The organism is Rhizobium ruizarguesonis (assembly GCF_012349115.1).
Taxonomy (GTDB): domain Bacteria; phylum Pseudomonadota; class Alphaproteobacteria; order Rhizobiales; family Rhizobiaceae; genus Rhizobium; species Rhizobium ruizarguesonis.
The window spans coordinates 1-16,397 of record NZ_PQIG01000069.1 but is presented as its reverse complement, the minus strand read 5'-3'; the positions used below and the strand labels follow the sequence as shown (position 1 = coordinate 16,397).

17 protein-coding genes are annotated in these 16,397 nt (G+C 61.8%); 6 read left to right on the top strand and 11 right to left on the bottom strand.

Annotation, left to right across the window (positions count from 1 at the left end):
- Positions 1-4: 4 nt before the first annotated feature.
- Positions 5-424 (top strand): GNAT family N-acetyltransferase, encoded by a 420-nt coding sequence (locus tag C3Y91_RS11365; protein WP_075225920.1) that lies wholly within the window; start codon positions 5-7, stop codon positions 422-424.
- Between the two features lie 103 nt (positions 425-527).
- Here C3Y91_RS11365 and C3Y91_RS11360 read toward each other — a convergent pair whose 3' ends face one another.
- Positions 528-1,544 carry a DUF2125 domain-containing protein gene (locus C3Y91_RS11360; RefSeq protein ID WP_018069251.1) on the bottom strand — a complete coding sequence of 339 codons (1,017 nt, stop codon included), beginning with the start codon at positions 1,542-1,544 and terminating at the stop codon, positions 528-530.
- Between the two features lie 51 nt (positions 1,545-1,595).
- Between C3Y91_RS11360 and C3Y91_RS11355 the strand changes: the two genes are divergently transcribed.
- A complete protein-coding gene (locus C3Y91_RS11355) occupies positions 1,596-2,126 on the top strand; it encodes a gamma-glutamylcyclotransferase (protein WP_075225921.1) in 531 nt (176 codons plus the stop codon).
- A 2-nt stretch (positions 2,127-2,128) separates the two neighbouring features.
- Here C3Y91_RS11355 and C3Y91_RS11350 read toward each other — a convergent pair whose 3' ends face one another.
- The 4 genes from C3Y91_RS11350 to ftsE form a co-directional block, all read right to left on the bottom strand.
- Positions 2,129-2,926 (bottom strand): lysophospholipid acyltransferase family protein, encoded by a 798-nt coding sequence (locus C3Y91_RS11350; RefSeq protein WP_075225922.1) that lies wholly within the window; start codon positions 2,924-2,926, stop codon positions 2,129-2,131.
- Between the two features lie 187 nt (positions 2,927-3,113).
- Positions 3,114-3,824, bottom strand: a complete 711-nt coding sequence (locus C3Y91_RS11345; protein ID WP_075225929.1) for a YdcF family protein — start codon at positions 3,822-3,824, stop codon at positions 3,114-3,116.
- Positions 3,825-3,897: 73 nt separating this feature from the next.
- Positions 3,898-4,911 carry a cell division protein FtsX gene (locus C3Y91_RS11340; RefSeq protein WP_075225923.1) on the bottom strand — a complete coding sequence of 338 codons (1,014 nt, stop codon included), beginning with the start codon at positions 4,909-4,911 and terminating at the stop codon, positions 3,898-3,900.
- Positions 4,904-5,563: a cell division ATP-binding protein FtsE gene (gene ftsE / locus C3Y91_RS11335; RefSeq protein WP_003543317.1), complete on the bottom strand. Its 660-nt coding sequence runs from the start codon at positions 5,561-5,563 to the stop codon at positions 4,904-4,906. Before ftsE ends, C3Y91_RS11340 begins: the two co-directional genes overlap by 8 nt.
- A 205-nt stretch (positions 5,564-5,768) precedes the next feature.
- On the opposite strand from ftsE, the gene C3Y91_RS11330 reads away from it, so the two are divergent.
- The 3 genes from C3Y91_RS11330 to C3Y91_RS11320 all read left to right on the top strand — a co-directional run bounded on the left by C3Y91_RS11330 (position 5,769) and on the right by C3Y91_RS11320 (position 7,622).
- Positions 5,769-6,431, top strand: a complete 663-nt coding sequence (locus C3Y91_RS11330) for a hypothetical protein (RefSeq protein WP_075225930.1) — start codon at positions 5,769-5,771, stop codon at positions 6,429-6,431.
- 134 nt (positions 6,432-6,565) lie between these two features.
- Positions 6,566-7,108: a hypoxanthine phosphoribosyltransferase gene (gene hpt / locus C3Y91_RS11325; RefSeq protein ID WP_003543314.1), complete on the top strand. Its 543-nt coding sequence runs from the start codon at positions 6,566-6,568 to the stop codon at positions 7,106-7,108.
- 154 nt (positions 7,109-7,262) lie between these two features.
- Positions 7,263-7,622, top strand: a complete 360-nt coding sequence (locus tag C3Y91_RS11320) for a response regulator (protein ID WP_003543311.1) — start codon at positions 7,263-7,265, stop codon at positions 7,620-7,622.
- A gap of 145 nt (positions 7,623-7,767) precedes the next feature.
- On the opposite strand, the gene C3Y91_RS11315 is transcribed toward C3Y91_RS11320, so the two are convergent.
- The 4 genes from C3Y91_RS11315 to argH form a co-directional block, all read right to left on the bottom strand.
- Positions 7,768-10,422: a TIGR02302 family protein gene (locus C3Y91_RS11315; RefSeq protein WP_168575314.1), complete on the bottom strand. Its 2,655-nt coding sequence runs from the start codon at positions 10,420-10,422 to the stop codon at positions 7,768-7,770.
- A 165-nt stretch (positions 10,423-10,587) separates the two neighbouring features.
- A complete protein-coding gene (gene lysA, locus C3Y91_RS11310; protein ID WP_018069243.1) occupies positions 10,588-11,856 on the bottom strand; it encodes a diaminopimelate decarboxylase in 1,269 nt (422 codons plus the stop codon).
- Positions 11,857-11,867: 11 nt separating this feature from the next.
- Complete coding sequence (gene lptM / locus C3Y91_RS11305; RefSeq protein ID WP_018069242.1) at positions 11,868-12,080, bottom strand: LPS translocon maturation chaperone LptM; 213 nt, start codon at positions 12,078-12,080, stop codon at positions 11,868-11,870.
- 133 nt (positions 12,081-12,213) lie between these two features.
- A complete protein-coding gene (argH, locus tag C3Y91_RS11300) occupies positions 12,214-13,617 on the bottom strand; it encodes an argininosuccinate lyase (protein WP_130665179.1) in 1,404 nt (467 codons plus the stop codon).
- 40 nt (positions 13,618-13,657) lie between these two features.
- Between argH and tlpA the strand changes: the two genes are divergently transcribed.
- Complete coding sequence (gene tlpA, locus C3Y91_RS11295; RefSeq protein ID WP_130665178.1) at positions 13,658-14,320, top strand: thiol:disulfide interchange protein TlpA; 663 nt, start codon at positions 13,658-13,660, stop codon at positions 14,318-14,320.
- A 49-nt stretch (positions 14,321-14,369) separates the two neighbouring features.
- Here the strand turns inward: tlpA and C3Y91_RS11290 are convergent, their stop codons facing one another.
- Positions 14,370-15,251 (bottom strand): 3-hydroxybutyryl-CoA dehydrogenase, encoded by an 882-nt coding sequence (locus C3Y91_RS11290; protein WP_168575313.1) that lies wholly within the window; start codon positions 15,249-15,251, stop codon positions 14,370-14,372.
- Between the two features lie 148 nt (positions 15,252-15,399).
- The gene (locus C3Y91_RS11285) at positions 15,400-16,329 is read right to left on the bottom strand and encodes an electron transfer flavoprotein subunit alpha/FixB family protein (protein WP_130665177.1); all 930 of its coding nucleotides are present in this window, start codon (positions 16,327-16,329) and stop codon (positions 15,400-15,402) included.
- Positions 16,330-16,397: the final 68 nt, after the last annotated feature.

The window sequence follows — 16,397 nt, the reverse complement described above, 5'->3', positions numbered from 1 at the left end:
CGCGATGGTAGTGGCGATACGCGCCGGCCAAGCAGATATCGACTGGCTGGTGCGCGCGGATGCCAGCGCCGGTGCGGCGTGGGTATCGCGCTGCGTGGCGCTCGGCGAATATCTGGTTGCCAAGGAGGCCGATGAGATTGTCGGCTTCCTGCGTTTCTCCCGCTTCTGGGGCAGGGTTCCCTATATGGAAATGATCCGCGTTCTGCCCGGCCATCGCCGGTTGGGCGTTGGAACGGCGCTGTTTCTCGCCTGGGAAGAAGCCATGCGCAGCGACGGCGCCCGCCTGTTGATGACGTCGAGCGAATGCGATGAAAGCCGGCCTCAAGACTGGCATCGCCGCAACGGATTTTCCGAAAGCGGCGCGATCGAGTTGCCCGGCCTGCAATCGGTGCCGGAAGTCTTCTTCATCAAGCGAATCGCCTGAAGCGCCTCGCGTCGAGCCGGAATCATCCGACGCGCTTCAGGCCTTTTCTACTTCGTATGCATCCCGTTGCCCAAAACCACTGGACACTTTTGGGCGAGATGCATCAGATCGGCGGAATCCGGCCGAGCGGAATGAAACCGCTGACGGTGGCATTGCCACGATCGACGACGAGGTCAACCGAGACCTTGTCGCCGCCACCGGCAAGCGACTTCAGCAGCTTTGTCGCCGTGTTGACGGTCGAGGCGATATCCGGAAAGGCCTGTTTCAGGCTGTCGCCCCAGGGGCCGAGCTGTTCGATCTCCAGCTTGAACTTTCCCGAGAGCAGACCCTGTTCGTCAAAGGAGAAGGGGCCAGTCAGCGTCATCACCTTGCCGTCGCCGATGTCGGCGACGATGCGGCGCAGTTCACCGGTGGCGCCATTGAGGCCGTTCGGATCACTGCCGTCGATCAGGCCGGCCTTGCCGGCGATGGTCAGATCGATGCTGGCAGACATTTTTGGAAAGATCTGCGGCCAGTCCTTGATCGCCGTATTCGCATCCTGCACGGAGATCGCGCCATCGAGATCGGCGCCGTTCTGGCGCAGATGGATTTCGGTGCGGGCGGCATCGAAGCTGATGGTCTGGCCGGTGTAGGAGGAGACGGCCATCGCCTTCAGACCCTCGATGACGGTCGAGCTGCGGTCGATGCCCTGCAGCCTGGTCGCAAGACTCGCCTGCAGGTTCGTCCATTGGGCCGAGATCGACAGGCCGTTGGTGGTGCGGATTTCGGCCGGCGAATCGAGTTCCCAGACAATATTGCCGGGTGCATAGACCTGTGCTGCCGAGCGTAGCGCGCCGAAGGTGGCGGAGACGCCGTTGACATTGTCGTCGACGTCGATCTTGGAGCAGAACAGGCCGATACGGAAGGGATAGCCGCGGAATTCGATATCGGAGCATTCGCCGCTGACGCCTGCCTGGTCGCGTGGCGCGATCGCCTTCAGCACCGTGGTCTTCAATGCCGACGCCGCATAGAACCAGCCGCCGGTATAAAGCGCGATCACCAGGAGGATACCTCCACCCAGCAACCAGAATTTCTTACCGCTGCCGGATTGGCTGCTGCCGGATCGGCTTGACGCTGCCATGATGTTCTCCAATGGTGAATCGCAAATGTGATTCCCGGTCTGGCGTGCGATATGGACGAATTTTGGGTATTTGGCTACGGTTCGCTGATGTGGAATCCGGGCTTCGAGTTTATGGAGCGGTCAGAGGCTCTGGTCTACGGCTACAGGCGTTCGCTTTGTGTCCGCTCCTTTGTCCATCGTGGCACACGCGACAATCCGGGCCTGGTTCTCGGCCTCGACAGGGGTGGCGCCTGCCGCGGCATGGCTTTCCGCATTTCGCCTGAAAAATGGAAAGAGGTGATCGATTATCTCCGCGCCCGCGAACTGGTCACCAATGTGTATCTGGAGCGCCGGGTGCGGCTGCAGCTTGCCGGCCGGCGCCGGGTGGAAGCGGTCGCCTACATCATCGACCGCGAGCATGAACAATATGCCGGCGCGCTCGATGCGCTTGCGGCGGCACGGGTGGTGAACGACGCAAAAGGCCAGTCAGGTCCGAATGATGCCTATGTCTTCAACACGCTGACGCATCTGAAGCAGATGGGCATTCGCGACCATTGGCTGGAGCAGGTCGTCAACGAAGTGGAGCGGCTACGCGCCGCCTGATCTCAGGCAGTTGCCGCGTTCAGCTTGCGCAGCTCGACCAGTCTTTCGACCGCCGTCGGCGGTAGCGGCAGATGCGGATTTCGTTCGACCGTTTCGAGCAGAAGCTCGTCGCTTGCCCGCTCCGATACCTCGATCAGATGGGCGAAAAAGGCGTCCGGATCCATTCCCGGCATGATTGGCGGCAGGATTCTCACTTTGAAATGACCGGGATAACGACGAATGCTCCGCCGCGGCCAGAACAGACCGGGATGCATGGCGACCGGTACGACGGGGAGGTTAAGGTCGCGGTACATGCGGGCGATGCCGTATTTATAGACCGGTTCCGCACCCGGCGGGCGGCGGGTGCCCTCGGGATAGATGATGAGCTGGCGGCCGGTCGAAAGCTCCTCCTTCGTGCGTTTCAGCACTTCCACCATCACCTTGCCGCGGGCGCCGCGATCGACCGGGATCATGCGCTGCTTCTTCGCATACCAGCCGAAGAGCGGAATCCACATCAGTTCGCGCTTCAGGATGTAGACCGGATCCTCCAACCAGGGCAGCAGCGCGTAGGTATCCCAGAAAGACTGGTGCTTCGGCGCCAGGATGTAACTGCCATCAGGCAGGTTCTCCAGGCCCTCGATCTCGAAGGTAGTGCCGACGATCACTCGCATCAGCCAGTGGTTGGAGCGCGCCCAGTTCTTCGGGATCGCATAGGCGATCTTGCGCGGCACGACGAAATAGTAGGGCGAGAGCACGATCATCCGGATGATGAGGTTGGCATAGAAGATCGTGTTGAAGAGAACGGAACGCAGGGCGATCATGAAACTTTCCCGAGGCATGCTCACGCGACCGGCCTACACGATATTGCCCGTCATAAAAAGCGTTTGATGCTGCCTTGATGTAAAAGCCTGGAGCAATTCCAGCAAAAGTGCGCAGCGGTTTTGCGTCCGGAATTGCGCAAAACAAGAAGATAGAGCGTCCGTAGCGCGTCCTATCCGACGTGCGGCTTTATTGCTGGCCGGACGCATTTGCCGAGCGCAGCCCGGTGTGGCGGCCGAAGCCGGTGATGTTGCGGGCGCCGGCCAGCAGCACTTTCGCATATTCGGCAAGCATGACGCGCATCGCATTCGGGTCGGTGAACCAGTTGCTGCTCTTCAAATCCGAATTGACCACGGGATAAGCGATGAACTCGATGTCGGGATCGACATAGGAGAGTTCGGCGAGGCTTCGGGGCATGTGGTAATTGTTGGTGACGATCAGAACGCTCCGGTATCCCTTGGCGTGGATCCAGTTCGAAGCTTCCTCGGCATTGCCGATCGTGTCGATCGCATCGTAGCCGATATCGACACAGCAGGAGAACAGATCGGCCGAACCCTGCGTCATTTTGCGGATCTGTGCCGGCGTCGTCGTCGGGTGGACGCCGGAAATGAGCAAACGTTTGCCAGCACCCTTCTGCAACAGCTCCACGGCCTGGTCGATGCGCTGGTAGCCACCCGTCAGGACCACGATCGCATCTGCCTTCGGCTCGGCCGGCGGTCTGAGTGTCGTCACCGAATCGGCAAAACGCAGAAAACCGCCGAACACCAGGGCGATTACCAGCAGGCAGCCAAAGCCGCCCCAGCGCAGCAGGCGGCGGATCGGCCCGCGCCGCGGCGGCAGACCCACCGGGCGATCAAGCTCCGGGTCCTGATGAATCGGGTTGGGTGTCGTATCTCCCATGGTCATGAATCGTGATTATACGCTGATTGCGGCGCAGAACAGACGCTTTCATGGCAAAACGGCACGGTCACGATCAACTTCCGATGCCGTCGGTGCGCGTCGGGTCCGAGCGTAGTGTATCGATTTCGTAGATCGTCCGCATGACGGTCAGCCGCGCGGTGAAGGTGGTGAGGAGCGCGATGATGATCATCGTCGCGAAGATGCCGGCATAACCAAGCACGCCGACGGAGAAGGTGCCGAAGAGCGCGGTCGCCTGATCGGTTTCCGGGGTGGCGAGGGTGCGGCTTTGCCAGAAACCGGCGGTGGCGAAGAAGAGAGCGGCAAGCGCGCTGCCGATCGCCGAGCCCTTGAGGCTGATCTTCAGGAAATGCTTCTGGAATTCGCTGGCGACGAAGGAGCTTTCGGCGCCGACGAAATGCAGCACTTCGACGACGTGACGGTTGCCCGACAGCGCGCCGCGCGTGGCGAAGACGACGGTGAGCACCATCGCCGTGAAAACCAGGAGCAGGATGCCGGTGCCGATCATGACAGTCGTGTGCGCCATGGACACCAGCCGGTCGACCCAGGTGCGGTGATCGTCGAGGCTGGCCTGCGGGATACTGTCCTTCAGCAGCGCCCGCATCGAATCGAAATCCGGCGGATTGCTTTCGTCGATGGTGATGATGACGAGGCGGGGAACAGGCAGATCCTTGAGATCGAGACCGGGGCCGAGCCAAGGTTCGAGCAGGCGAGCGGTCGCCGCTTCGTCGACGATCTGGCCGCTTTTGGTGCCGACGAAGGTCAGCGCCAGGTCGCGCGCCTGGGTCAGCGCTTTTTCCATGTCGAGATTGTCGTCCGGCTTGATCTGAATGGTGATCTCGCGGGAGATCTGGCTCTCCCAGCTTGCCGCCGTCGAGCGCACCATGCTGACGCCGCCGAGCGTCAGGCAGGCGAGAAAGGCCATGATTGATATCACCACCATCAACGCACTGCCCTGGATGTTGGAAGGCGGCAGGATCGGCGCGGTCGGACGCACGCGCAATTCCGGCCGCTTCTGCTGGATCTTGGCAGCCGCCTTCTCGGGGTTTCTGGACGGGGGCTCAGTCATAAATATCGAGATGCCCCTCTGAGAGGATCATGCGGCGGGCTTCCACCTGTTCCATCAGCGCCAGGTCATGCGTGGCGATCACGACCGCCGTGCCGAGGCGGTTCAGCTCGAGGAAAAGATTGAGCAGGCGTTTGGCCATCGGCGGGTCGACATTGCCCGTGGGTTCGTCGGCCAGCAGCACTTCCGGCCGGTCCATCAGCGCCCGGGCGATTGCGGCGCGCTGCTTCTCGCCGCCGGAGAGCACAGGCGGCAGCACGTTGATGCGTTCGCCAAGGCCGACCCATTTCAACAGTTCCAGGACGTCGGTCTTGTAGGAGCTCTCATCCTTGCCGCGCACCCGTAAGGGCAAAGCGACATTCTCATAGGTGGTGAGATGGTCGAGCAGGCGGAAATCCTGGAAGACGATGCCGACGCGGCGGCGCAGAAGCGGCAGTTCGGGGCGGGGGATTTCGGAAATGTCGCGCCCGAACATGCGGATCAGGCCGCGTGTCGGCTGCAGCGACATGAAAAGCATCCGCAGCAGCGACGTCTTGCCGGCGCCCGATGGGCCTGTCAGAAACTGAAAGGATTTCTTCGGGATGTCGAAGGTAAGGTCCCGGAGGATTTCCGGGCCCATGCCATAGCGCAAACCGACATTCTCAAAGTGGATCAACGGGCAGCTCAGTCTGTTGTGGGTTTCACCGCACGACTTGTTAACCAACACCGTTAACAGCCGGTAAATTTTGCTGGAAAGACGCCCGTTTGATGGCGATCTTTGCGAAGCATTAACCATTAAAATTTACGACTGAGCAGGATTCGTTTCAATGCCAGATTTCTCCTGGCAACGAAACCATGTGGACATCTGCGAGGCAGCCACCATGGAAGCATCCTCCTTCAGTCGCCGGACGCCGGGCCAGGCCTATGATTTCCTGCCGCCGGAGCCCGCCAACCGTCTGTACCGCTCGGCGCGCCCTGCCGATATCTCCGACGCTGAATTCGTTACCCTCGGCAAAGTGCGGCCCAGGGAATTCAGCGCAAGGACCCATAACGACAACCGCAAGCGCATAGCTGCCGCACAGGCCGCACGGGCTGCACAGCCGCCGCTCATGCCAGCGATGGCCGCTTCCGTTCTGCGGACAGCGGAATCCTGGCTGCAGCGCGCGTCGATGCGGAGCTTCGCAGCGCTGGTGCTGGCGCTCGTCGTGCTCGTCTTCGGGCTCGCGGGTGGTTTTTCCGGCCTTTCCGGCGAGCGCGCCACTTCCGGAGCGCCGCTGCATTTCACCCACGTCACGGTGACGCCGCGTGATGCAAACGGCATGCGCGTGCTCGTTATCAACGGCATCATCGAAAACGAGAGCGGCACGACGCAGACGGTGCATCCGATCCGTGCCGATCTCGTGACCGACGAGCGGCTGACTGCAAGCATCGTCATCGACCCGCCGGCCGATGTCATCTATGGCGGCCAAAGCCGGGGCTTCTCGGCTCGCGTACAGCATGCCGGCGGAAAGATGGCGGAGGTCCGGCTTTCCTTCCTGCCATAGACGTAACAGGACATGGAATGGTCGACTTTCCCGCCACAGGTCGCGCCAATCCCGTTAATTTCATGGTCGGCGAGGCTGTTTCAGGCTCGCATATGTGCTAACGGCTTACCCTTCTTTTCATGGAGCAAGCCCTTATGCCTGTCGTGCGCGGAAAAAACATCGAGCCGCTTTTCACCGCCGAGCAGATCGCCGAGCGCAATCATTCGATGGCGCGGGAGATTGCCAGTGGCCCGACCAAGGACCTGCTGGTCATCGCCGTGCTCAAGGGCTCCTTCATTTTCGCCGCCGACCTGATCCGCGCCCTGCATGATAGCGGGCTTGCCCCGGAGGTCGAGTTCATCACTCTGTCGAGCTACGGCATCGGCACGGTTTCGCAGGGCGTACGCATCGTCAAGGATATCGACAGCGACGTGCATGGCCGCGACGTCCTGCTGATTGACGATATCCTCGAATCCGGCCGAACGCTGCTCTTTGCCAAGGAACTGCTCTTCGAGCGTGGCGCGCGCAACGTCACGATCGCCGTGCTGCTCGACAAGCGCGTCAAGCGTAAGGAAAAGCTGGAGGCTGATTATGTCGGCTTCGAATGCCCCGACTATTTTGTCGTCGGCTACGGCATGGATGTCGCCTATGCCTTTCGCGAACTGCCCTTCGTCGGCGTGGTCACCGGGGACGCCTGAGCCGCTGCAAAGTGTTACAGCGCTTTTGCGCGACATGCCTTAGCCGTTCGAGACGGGTTGTTAACCATCTCGTCCATCGCTTCACCATCTTTACCGATCGAAAAGGAAAGTCTGGTGATTTCCGTCGCGGGGCTGACGACGGAGCGATGCACATATGGCAAGAATTCTGATTACGGAAGACGAGGACTCCCTGCGGTCCTTCGTAGCCCGGGCCCTGCGACTCGATGGCCACGAGACCGATGAGGCCGCCGATGGGGCCGAGGGGCTGGAGAAGCTCAAGGACGGGGTCTACGATCTGCTGCTTTCAGACATCCGCATGCCCGTGATGGACGGCATTGAACTCGCCCATCAGGCAAAAGACGCTTTTCCTGGCTTGAAAATCCTGCTGATGACCGGCTATGCCGAACAACGCGAACGGGCCGACGATCTTGCCGAGAAGATTATCGACGTCGTCGCCAAGCCATTCGCGCTTCCCGATATCCGCAAGGCGGTCGCCCGGGCGCTTGTCGCTTAGAGCCTGGATGCCGAAAAGTATCAGCGCTTTTCGGTCGACATCCCGCTCTATTTCTCTGATTTAGATCAGGTTCAGATTCTAGGCCGCTCCGGTCTAGAATCATCCTTTCCAGTGCGCGTCCTATCATTGCGCGGAGGCGTAAGGCCTACTGGATGTCCAACAACCGTTCGAGATACCGCCGTTCCATTTCCTGCGGCGGATTGTTGCCAAGCTTTTCGCGAATCGCGTCGAGGATTTCTCGTGCCCGCTGAACGTCGATTTCGTCAGGCACCTTCACGCTGTTGTCGCCGAAATCCGGCCCCTGGGGCCGGCGCGGCCGGCCGAGCGGGTCGCGGCCGTTCTGGTCGCCTTGGCCTACCTGGCCGTTCGGACCTTGACCCTGCTGGCCCTGCTGCGCCTGCATCATCTGGTTCATCATGTCGCGGGCGCCCTGGCGAAGCGCTTCCAACGCGCGGCCCTGACCCTCGACGGCCGGTTGGCCGCGGCCCTGGCCGAGTTCACGGCCGGCGCCTTCCATTTCGCGCTGCGCCTGCCCAAAGCCCGGGCCGGGTTTCATTCCCATCTCGCCGAGGCTCTTCTGCAATTCGCCGAGCTGCTTGCCCAGCGCATCCTGCTGGGCGCGCAGCTGTTTCAGCGCCTCACGCAGCTGCTCGGCCGTCATCTGGTCGGAGGGCTGCTGTCCATCCTTGCCTTGCTGGCCCTGTTGCTGATCCTGCGGCTCGCCGTTCTCTCCGGGGTTCATCTCGTCGAGCAGCGGATCGTTCTCGCCCATGTCGGGCTCGCCGCGCTGCATGCGGTCCCTGAGCTGCTGGTCGAGCCGGAAGGTCTGCTCCATCAGCTTTTGCTGGTCGCGCAGGATCTCGCCGAGCTTGTCGATCTGCTTGCGGGCCTCGCTGTTTTCCTGGCTCTGCTGGCTGCGCTGCGGGCGGCCGGCCTGCAGGTTGTTCATCATCCGCTGCAATTCCGACAGCATCTGCTGGGCCGCGTCACGATTGCCGGAGCGGGCGAGATTTTCGATCTGATCCATCATCCGTTCCAGATCCTGCTGGCGCAGAATGTTCTGCGCGTTCTGGTTCGGCTGCATTGGCGCGTTCTGCATGCGTTGGGCGAGCTCGGTCATATAGTCCTGCATCGCCTTGCGCAGCTCGTCCATCAGCTTCTTGATCTCTGCGTCCGGGGCGTTGCGGTCCAACGCGTCGGCGAGGTTCTGCTGGGCCTCGCGCAGCTTGCGCTCGGCCAGCGAAAGATCGCCGTCCTCCATGCCGAGGGCAATCTCCCACAGATATTGGGCCGTATCCTTCAGCGCATCCTCGCCCCTTGCAAGCTTCATACGCGTCAAGGCGGATTCCAAGAGCAGGTAGTTGGTGAGCTTCGGGATGGTCTCCTCGGGGCGGATGGTCAGCGCCTCGTTCAGGGCGATGGCCTGCGGCATCTTGCGCGTATCGAGCGCGAAAACCTGCCGTTCCTCGGCGACGGCTGCGGCGAGCGGTTCGTTGAAGGGGCGTGACGGTAGCGTCATCTCATGCGGCGGGCTGCGGCCGGTCTGGCCGGCGGCATCCTTGGCGACGAGCGTGATGCGCACACGTTTGCCGGCAAGCGGATGTTCGGTCAGGTTGCGGCTGGTTACAGCCTTGGCGTCGCGGGCGTTGCGGCGGGGAATATCCAGCCGATATTCCGGCAGTGGATAGAGCGGCGTTGCCGTCGGATCGGTTTCGACGGGAACAATCTCCGCATGCGCCTCCTGGACCCCGTAATCGTCCTTGACGGTGAAGGCGATTTCAAGCGCGCCGTTGACGCTGGGCTTCGGCAAGCCGTCGAAGGCAATCTCTGGCGCCTTGTCGGGGAGTACGTCGAAGCTCCAGCGGCGGCCGTTGACCTCGAGTGCACCGTTCTCCTGGAGCTTCATCATATGCGTCTGCGCGATGAGAGCCTGGCTGGTCGGTGCCGCCGTCTGCTGCTCGCTGCCTGATGCCGCCGTCTGCTGCGGCTTGGTATCTGCCTGCACGGCGATATCCTGCGCCTCGCCGTTCGCCTTGCGGAACACGACCTTTTCGGCCGTCTTTCCGCCGCTGACGCGCACGGTGAGGCTTGAAAACTGCGGAATGCCGATCGGCGCCTGCTCGCTGCCGTCAGCCGTCAGATAAACCGGGGCGCGACCGGTATAAGAAGGCGGCGTCACCCAGGCGTCGATGCGCACTGCCGGATCGCTGACCACCTGCTCGGGCGCCGCCTGCAATGCGTCGCGGATCGAGCCGCCGTTGATCGACAGCGAATAACCGAAGGCCGTGACGAGCAGCAGCGCCGGGACGGCGCGCAGGGCGAAACGATCATGCGCGGCGATATCAGGCCGCGGCAGTCCCGCATCGAGCGCTGCGATCTTTTCAGCCATGCGCGTCTGGTGCTCGCGCCAGAGCGCCCGGCCGAAGGGCGTATCGAAGGCCGGCTCGTCTTCCTGGACGGTGACCGGCTGGTGCTGCAGGCCGTTGCGCTCTTCCAGCATGCGGTCGGCTTCGGCGATCCTCGGCCAACGCAGGGTGCGGAAGGGGAGGAGCGAGACGAGAAAAGCGGCAGCAAAGGCGATGAGCAGCAGGATGCGCAGCCAGTCAGGCACGCTGCGGAAGAGGCCGAACCAGGAGGCGGAGAGATAAAAGGCGATGACGGACAGTACCGGCATCAAAGGCGGCAGCAACTGCTCGAAAAAGAGCACGATGCGCGCCAGCAGGCGTTTCGTCGTCACCAGCCGGGCAAGCGAGGGACGGAAGGCAAATGCACCTTTCTTCTGCCTCGAGGGGCTTGTCATCGGTCCGGTCTCCGCGATCTGGCGTTCTGGAACAGAGGGCGCTTCCGGCGATTGCGGGGCAATACGCTCATGAACGAAAGGATAACACTCTTTGTGGCGAAGGCGAGGGCGAGCGGCCGGTAATACCGGCTTTTCACGTTTATTCGCCAAAAAGTGATGGCTTGTTCAGTCGAGCCAGGCCGGAACGGAATCGAGGCTGATCAGCTCGGCATAGGTTCTGCGCGGTCGAATCGTATGGAAATCGCTGCCCCTGACCAGAACTTCGGGCACCAGCAGGCGGCTGTTATAAGTGCCGGCCTGGACCGCGCCATAGGCGCCGGCAGTGCTGACGGCCATCAGGTCGCCGGGCTTCGGCATCGCCATCTCGCGGTCGAGCGCCAGATAGTCGCCGGTCTCGCAGACGGGGCCGACGACATCGGCGCGGATGCGCGGCGCGTTGGCCGCCGAAATCGTTACCGGGCGAATCTCGTGATAGGCCTCGTAGAGCGTCGGGCGGATGAGATCGTTCATCGCACCGTCGACGATGACGAAGGTCTTTTCGCCGCCATCCTTCACATAGAGGACTTCTGTCACCAGGATGCCGGCATTGCCGACGATCAGGCGGCCGGGTTCGGTGATGATCTTGCAGTCCAGGCCGCGCAGCTGGTTCTTGACGATTGCCGCATAGGCGTCCGGCAGCGGCGGCGGATTGTTGTCGTCCTTGTAGGGAATGCCGAGGCCTCCGCCGATATCGACGTGATGGATGGTATGGCCGTCGGCGCGGAGCGTCGCGACAAGGTCATGCAACAGCTTGAAGGCGTCGTCGAAGGGCTGCAGTTCGGTGATCTGGCTGCCGATATGCATGTCGATGCCGGTGACCTCGATGCCGGGTAACTTTGCGGCATGGGCATAGATGGCGCGGGCGCGCTCCCATGAGATGCCGAACTTGTTTTCCTTCTTGCCGGTCGAGATCTTGGAATGCGTCTTTGCATCGACATCCGGGTTGATGCGGAAGGAGACCGGCGCTTTTTTGCCCGCGCTCACGGCGCGCTGGTTGAGGATTTCGAGCTCAGGCTCGGATTCGACGTTGAAGCAGTAGATGCCGGCCTCAAGGGCGAAATCCATCTCGGACGGTGTCTTGCCGACACCTGAGAACATGATGCGGTTTGCCGGAATGTCGGCAGCAAGCGCGCGGCGCAGTTCGCCTTCAGAGACCACGTCGATGCCGGCGCCGAGGCGACCCAGCGTCTTCAGCACTGCCTGGTTCGAATTCGCCTTCATCGCATAGCAGACCATGGAGTCCATGTCGGCGAACGCTTCCGAAAAGACGCGGTAATGGCGCTCCAGCGTTGCAGTGGAATAGACGTAGAAAGGTGTGCCGACCGCCTTGGCGATCTCGGGAACGGGGACGTTCTCGGCATGAAGGACGCCGTCTCGGTACTCGAAATGGTTCACGGGCTTGTGCCTTAAAGAAGGGGATCAAGAAGGAAGGGCTTGTCGACGGTTCCCGGCTGTTTCGTCGGCTTGGAAACGTCGCCTTCCTTGGTTGCCGCAGCGCTCGGCGGATCGAGGTCGCCCTTGCGCCCGCATCCGGCAACGGCAAAGCCGATGACGGCGAGAACCGCCGTCAGGCGGACGAGGTGCGGCAAGCTCTTCATGGATATCCTCTTCTGCGGCATGTGACGGCATCATTCATATCGAATGACGGACATCTTCATAGCGAAGTTTATCCGCCTTGTGCACCCTGATTGTTGGACGGTCTTTCCGCCAGCAGGAAGGGCGCGGGCGGCTTTTCGCCACGCCTGGTATCTCTTAGTTGCGGGCGCGCCAGAAGGCGATCTGCTTGCGCACTTCGGACGGCGCTGTGCCGCCGAAGCTCTTGCGGCTGGCGACCGAGGCCTCCACGGTCAGCACATCATAGACCTTGTCGGTGATGTCGGGATGGATCGCCTGTAGACAGGAGAGCGGCAGCTCGGCAAGGTCGCAGCCCTTGCTTTCGGCCAGTGCGACCGCGCGGCCGGTGACGTGATGGGCGTCGCGGAAGGGGAGGCCGGCTTCGCGCACCAGCCAGTCGGCAAGATCGGTCGCGGTCGAATAGCCGGAGCCGGCCGCCGCCTTCATGCGCGCGGTGTTGACAGTCATGTCGCGCACCATGCCGGTCATGGCAGCGATTGCCAGTTCCAGGCTCTCGGCTGCGTCGAAGACCTGTTCCTTGTCCTCCTGCATGTCCTTGGAATAGGCAAGCGGCAGGCCCTTCATGATCGTCAGCAGCGCCACCAGCGAGCCGTTGATGCGGCCGGTCTTGGCGCGCACCAGTTCGGCGGCATCCGGGTTCTTCTTCTGCGGCATGATCGACGAGCCGGTCGAGAAGGCGTCGGAGAGACGCACAAAACCGAATTGCGGGGTCGACCAGATGACGATTTCTTCTGCCAGACGCGACAGGTGCATGCCCGCAATCGCTGCGATCGACAGAAATTCGATGGCGAAATCGCGGTCGGAGACCGTATCGATGGAGTTGCGGGTCGGCTCGCGGAAACCGAGCGCCTTGGCCGTCATATGGCGGTCGATCGGATAGCCGGTGCCGGCAAGGGCGGCGGCACCGATCGGGCTTTCATCCAGATGCTCGATGGCGTGGCGCACGCGCGAGCGATCGCGGCCGAACATTTCGACATAGGCCATGCAGTGATGGCCGAAGGTAACGGGCTGGGCAGTCTGCAGATGGGTGAAGCCCGGCATGACGCTTTCGGCATGTTCCTCGGCGCGGTCGAGGAAGGCCGCGATCAGGCCGGTCAGCATCTGCTCGGTCTTCTGCAGCTCTTCTTTCACCCAGAGACGGAAGTCGAGCGCTACCTGATCGTTGCGCGAGCGGGCGGTGTGCAGGCGGCCGGCGGCCGGTCCGATCAGCGTCGCCAGGCGTGCCTCGACATTCATATGGATGTCTTCGAGCTGGCGCGAGAATTCGAAATTGCCGCTTTCGATTTCTGACAGGATCGTGTTTAGCCCGTGAACGATCTTGTCCTTATCGTCAGTGGAAATGATCCCCTGATGGGCAAGCATCGTTGCATGGGCAATCGAACCGCGGATATCCTGCGCGAATAGCTTCTTGTCGAAACCGATCGAGGCATTTATCTCCTCCATGATCGCGTCCGGGCCGGAGGCGAAGCGACCGCCCCACATCTGGTTGGAGGATTTGGTGTCCGTGGTGTCGTCGGCCATGAAGGTGTCCGCCTTGAGGATGCATGTCCAGGAGAATGAAATGACGACAAGAAAACCCCTCGGGCTGCCATCCCTGAAATGGATCGCGATGGCCGCCGTTGCGGGTGTCGTTGCCGGTGCGGCAGCGGTATACGTGAAGGAGACGGGGATTGGCAATGGCGGCGGCGAAACGGCGTCTGCCGAATGCAAGCTCGCCAAGGATCGCGTCGCCAGCGTCACACCGCTGATGAAGGGGCAGGTGGCCGCCATGGTCGCCGCCTACGAGCCGCGCAAGCTAACCGCAGTCTCCTTCAACGGGCCGGACGGCAAGCCGCTGACGCTCGATCATTTCGCCGGCAAGACCGTGCTTCTCAATCTCTGGGCGACATGGTGCGTTCCCTGCCGCGAGGAGATGCCGGCGCTGAACGCGCTCGAAAAGGAGATGGGCAGCGACAGGTTCCAGGTGGTGCCGGTCAATATCGATAGCGGCGACGACGAGAAGCCGAAGACGTTCCTCGCCGAGATCGGCGTCGATGCGCTGCAGCTCTACCGCGACAATACGATTTCGGTGTTCAACAATCTGAAGAAGGAGGGCCTCGCCATGGGGCTGCCGGTGACGCTGCTGATCGATGACAAGGGATGCCTGATTTCAGCGATGAACGGGCCGGCCGCCTGGGACAGCGAGGATGCCAAGGCGCTGATCAAGGGCGCGATCGGGTCCTGAAGCCACGATTGGCCACCCTCCTTCGCTGAAGAGGGGGCGCAGCAGAAGTTTACCGCGTCGGGACCGGCACTTCACCGCGATAGTCATAGAAGCCGCGGCCGGACTTGCGTCCGAGCCAGCCGGCTTCGACATATTTCACCAGCAGCGGGCAGGGGCGATATTTCGAGTCCGCCAGGCCATCGTGCAGCACCTGCATGATCGAGAGGCAGGTGTCGAGGCCGATGAAATCGGCAAGCTGCAGCGGCCCCATTGGATGGTTGGCGCCGAGCTTCATCGCCGTATCGATGGCGTCGACCGTACCGACGCCTTCATAGAGCGTGTAGATCGCTTCGTTGATCATCGGCAGCAGGATGCGGTTGACGATGAAGGCCGGGAAATCCTCGGCGACGGTGATGGTCTTTTCCAGCGTGCCGACGAATTCCTTGGCGGCGGAGAAGGTCTTCTCGTCGGTCGCGATGCCGCGCACCAGTTCGACCAGCTTCATCACCGGCACCGGGTTCATGAAATGTATGCCCATGAAGCGTTCGGGGCGGTCGGTGGCGGCAGCAAGCCGGGTGATGGAAAGGGAAGAGGTATTGGTGGCAAGCAGCGCTTCCGGCTTCAGGACCGGACAGACCTGCGCGTAAATCTTCCGCTTGACTGTTTCATCCTCGGTGGCGGCCTCGATGACGAGATCAGACGGGGCGAGATCATTGACATCGGAAGAGCCAGTGATGAGCGACAAGGTCGACTTGCGTTCCTCTTCGGTCATCTTGCCGTTCGTCACCAGGCGGCCCAGGTTGCCATTGATGGTGGCAAGGCCGGATTCGATGCGGTCCTGGGAGAGATCGTAGATGTGAACCCTGTAACCTGCGGCGGCCGAAACATGCGCGATGCCGCAGCCCATCTGGCCGGCACCGATAATACCAATATTCTTCAACACCGCATTCATCTCCAAACCCCCGCACGGCATTCGCCCCCGCGCCGCCGCATTTTTCTAGCAATACTGCCGGACGAAGGATCGCCCGGCAGCAGTAGTAGCCCGATAAAAGATAATTTTCCAGTCATTCGCAAGTGCGAAAGAAAAGCATTTGACGCGGTCAGAGCGCCTTTTCCAATTCCGGCAAGACATCGAAGAGATCGGCAACCAGTCCATAGTCGGCGACCTGGAAGATCGGCGCCTCCTCGTCCTTGTTGATGGCGACGATCACCTTCGAATCCTTCATGCCGGCCAGATGCTGGATGGCGCCTGAAATGCCGCAGGCGATATAAAGCTGCGGCGCCACCACCTTGCCGGTCTGGCCGACCTGCCAGTCGTTCGGCGCATAGCCGGCATCGACGGCAGCGCGCGATGCACCGACGGCAGCGCCGAGCTTGTCGGCGAGCGGCAGGATGACTTCCCTGAACTTTTCCGCCGAGCCGAGTGCCCGGCCGCCGGAGATGATGATCTTGGCAGACGTCAGCTCCGGACGGTCGGAGGCCGACAGCGCATCGCCGACGAAGGTCGAAAGCCCCGGATCGGAAACCGCCGGAATCGCCTCGATGGTGGCTGAGCCACCCTCCGGTGCGGAGGCGAAGGAGGCGGTGCGCACAGTGATCACCTTCTTCGCATCGCTCGCCTGCACCGTCTGGATGGCATTGCCGGCATAGATCGGTCGCTTGAAGGTGTCGGACGAGATCACCTCGATGATCTCGGAGACCTGGGCGACATCGAGCAGGGCTGCGACGCGCGGCAGCACGTTCTTGCCGACCGAGGTGGCGGCAGACAGGATCGTGTCGTAGCTGCCAGCCAGCGAGACGATCAGGTCGGCCAGCGGTTCGGCCAGATTGTTGGCGAGCTCGTCGCTTTCGGCCAGCAGCACCTTGGAGACGCCGCCAAGCTTGGCAGCTTGTTCGGCAGCAGCCTTGGCAGCCTTGCCGGCAACGAGCACATGGATGTCGCCGCCAATCTTTGCGGCTGCCGTCAGCGTCTTGGCGGTCTGGTCGGACAGGCTTGCATTGTCGTGGTCAGCCAGAAGAAGAATGGTCATGATGATGGCTCCTTAGTTCTGGCTTAAAGCACGCCGGCTTCGTTTTTGAGCTTGTCGATCAGCTCGGC

What these genes read in the sequence shown, in the direction of transcription:
- C3Y91_RS11365 (WP_075225920.1), top strand. Translation starts at nt 5, where the DNA reads ATGGTAGTGGCGATACGCGCCGGCCAAGCAGATATCGACTGGCTGGTG.
- C3Y91_RS11360 (WP_018069251.1), bottom strand. Translation starts at nt 1,544, where the DNA reads ATGGCAGCGTCAAGCCGATCCGGCAGCAGCCAATCCGGCAGCGGTAAG.
- C3Y91_RS11355 (WP_075225921.1), top strand. Translation starts at nt 1,596, where the DNA reads ATGGACGAATTTTGGGTATTTGGCTACGGTTCGCTGATGTGGAATCCG.
- C3Y91_RS11350 (WP_075225922.1), bottom strand. Translation starts at nt 2,926, where the DNA reads ATGATCGCCCTGCGTTCCGTTCTCTTCAACACGATCTTCTATGCCAAC.
- C3Y91_RS11345 (WP_075225929.1), bottom strand. Translation starts at nt 3,824, where the DNA reads ATGGGAGATACGACACCCAACCCGATTCATCAGGACCCGGAGCTTGAT.
- C3Y91_RS11340 (WP_075225923.1), bottom strand. Translation starts at nt 4,911, where the DNA reads ATGACTGAGCCCCCGTCCAGAAACCCCGAGAAGGCGGCTGCCAAGATC.
- C3Y91_RS11330 (WP_075225930.1), top strand. Translation starts at nt 5,769, where the DNA reads ATGGAAGCATCCTCCTTCAGTCGCCGGACGCCGGGCCAGGCCTATGAT.
- hpt (WP_003543314.1), top strand. Translation starts at nt 6,566, where the DNA reads ATGCCTGTCGTGCGCGGAAAAAACATCGAGCCGCTTTTCACCGCCGAG.
- C3Y91_RS11320 (WP_003543311.1), top strand. Translation starts at nt 7,263, where the DNA reads ATGGCAAGAATTCTGATTACGGAAGACGAGGACTCCCTGCGGTCCTTC.
- C3Y91_RS11315 (WP_168575314.1), bottom strand. Translation starts at nt 10,422, where the DNA reads ATGACAAGCCCCTCGAGGCAGAAGAAAGGTGCATTTGCCTTCCGTCCC.
- lptM (WP_018069242.1), bottom strand. Translation starts at nt 12,080, where the DNA reads ATGCCGCAGAAGAGGATATCCATGAAGAGCTTGCCGCACCTCGTCCGC.
- argH (WP_130665179.1), bottom strand. Translation starts at nt 13,617, where the DNA reads ATGGCCGACGACACCACGGACACCAAATCCTCCAACCAGATGTGGGGC.
- tlpA (WP_130665178.1), top strand. Translation starts at nt 13,658, where the DNA reads ATGACGACAAGAAAACCCCTCGGGCTGCCATCCCTGAAATGGATCGCG.
- C3Y91_RS11290 (WP_168575313.1), bottom strand. Translation starts at nt 15,251, where the DNA reads ATGAATGCGGTGTTGAAGAATATTGGTATTATCGGTGCCGGCCAGATG.
- C3Y91_RS11285 (WP_130665177.1), bottom strand. Translation starts at nt 16,329, where the DNA reads ATGACCATTCTTCTTCTGGCTGACCACGACAATGCAAGCCTGTCCGAC.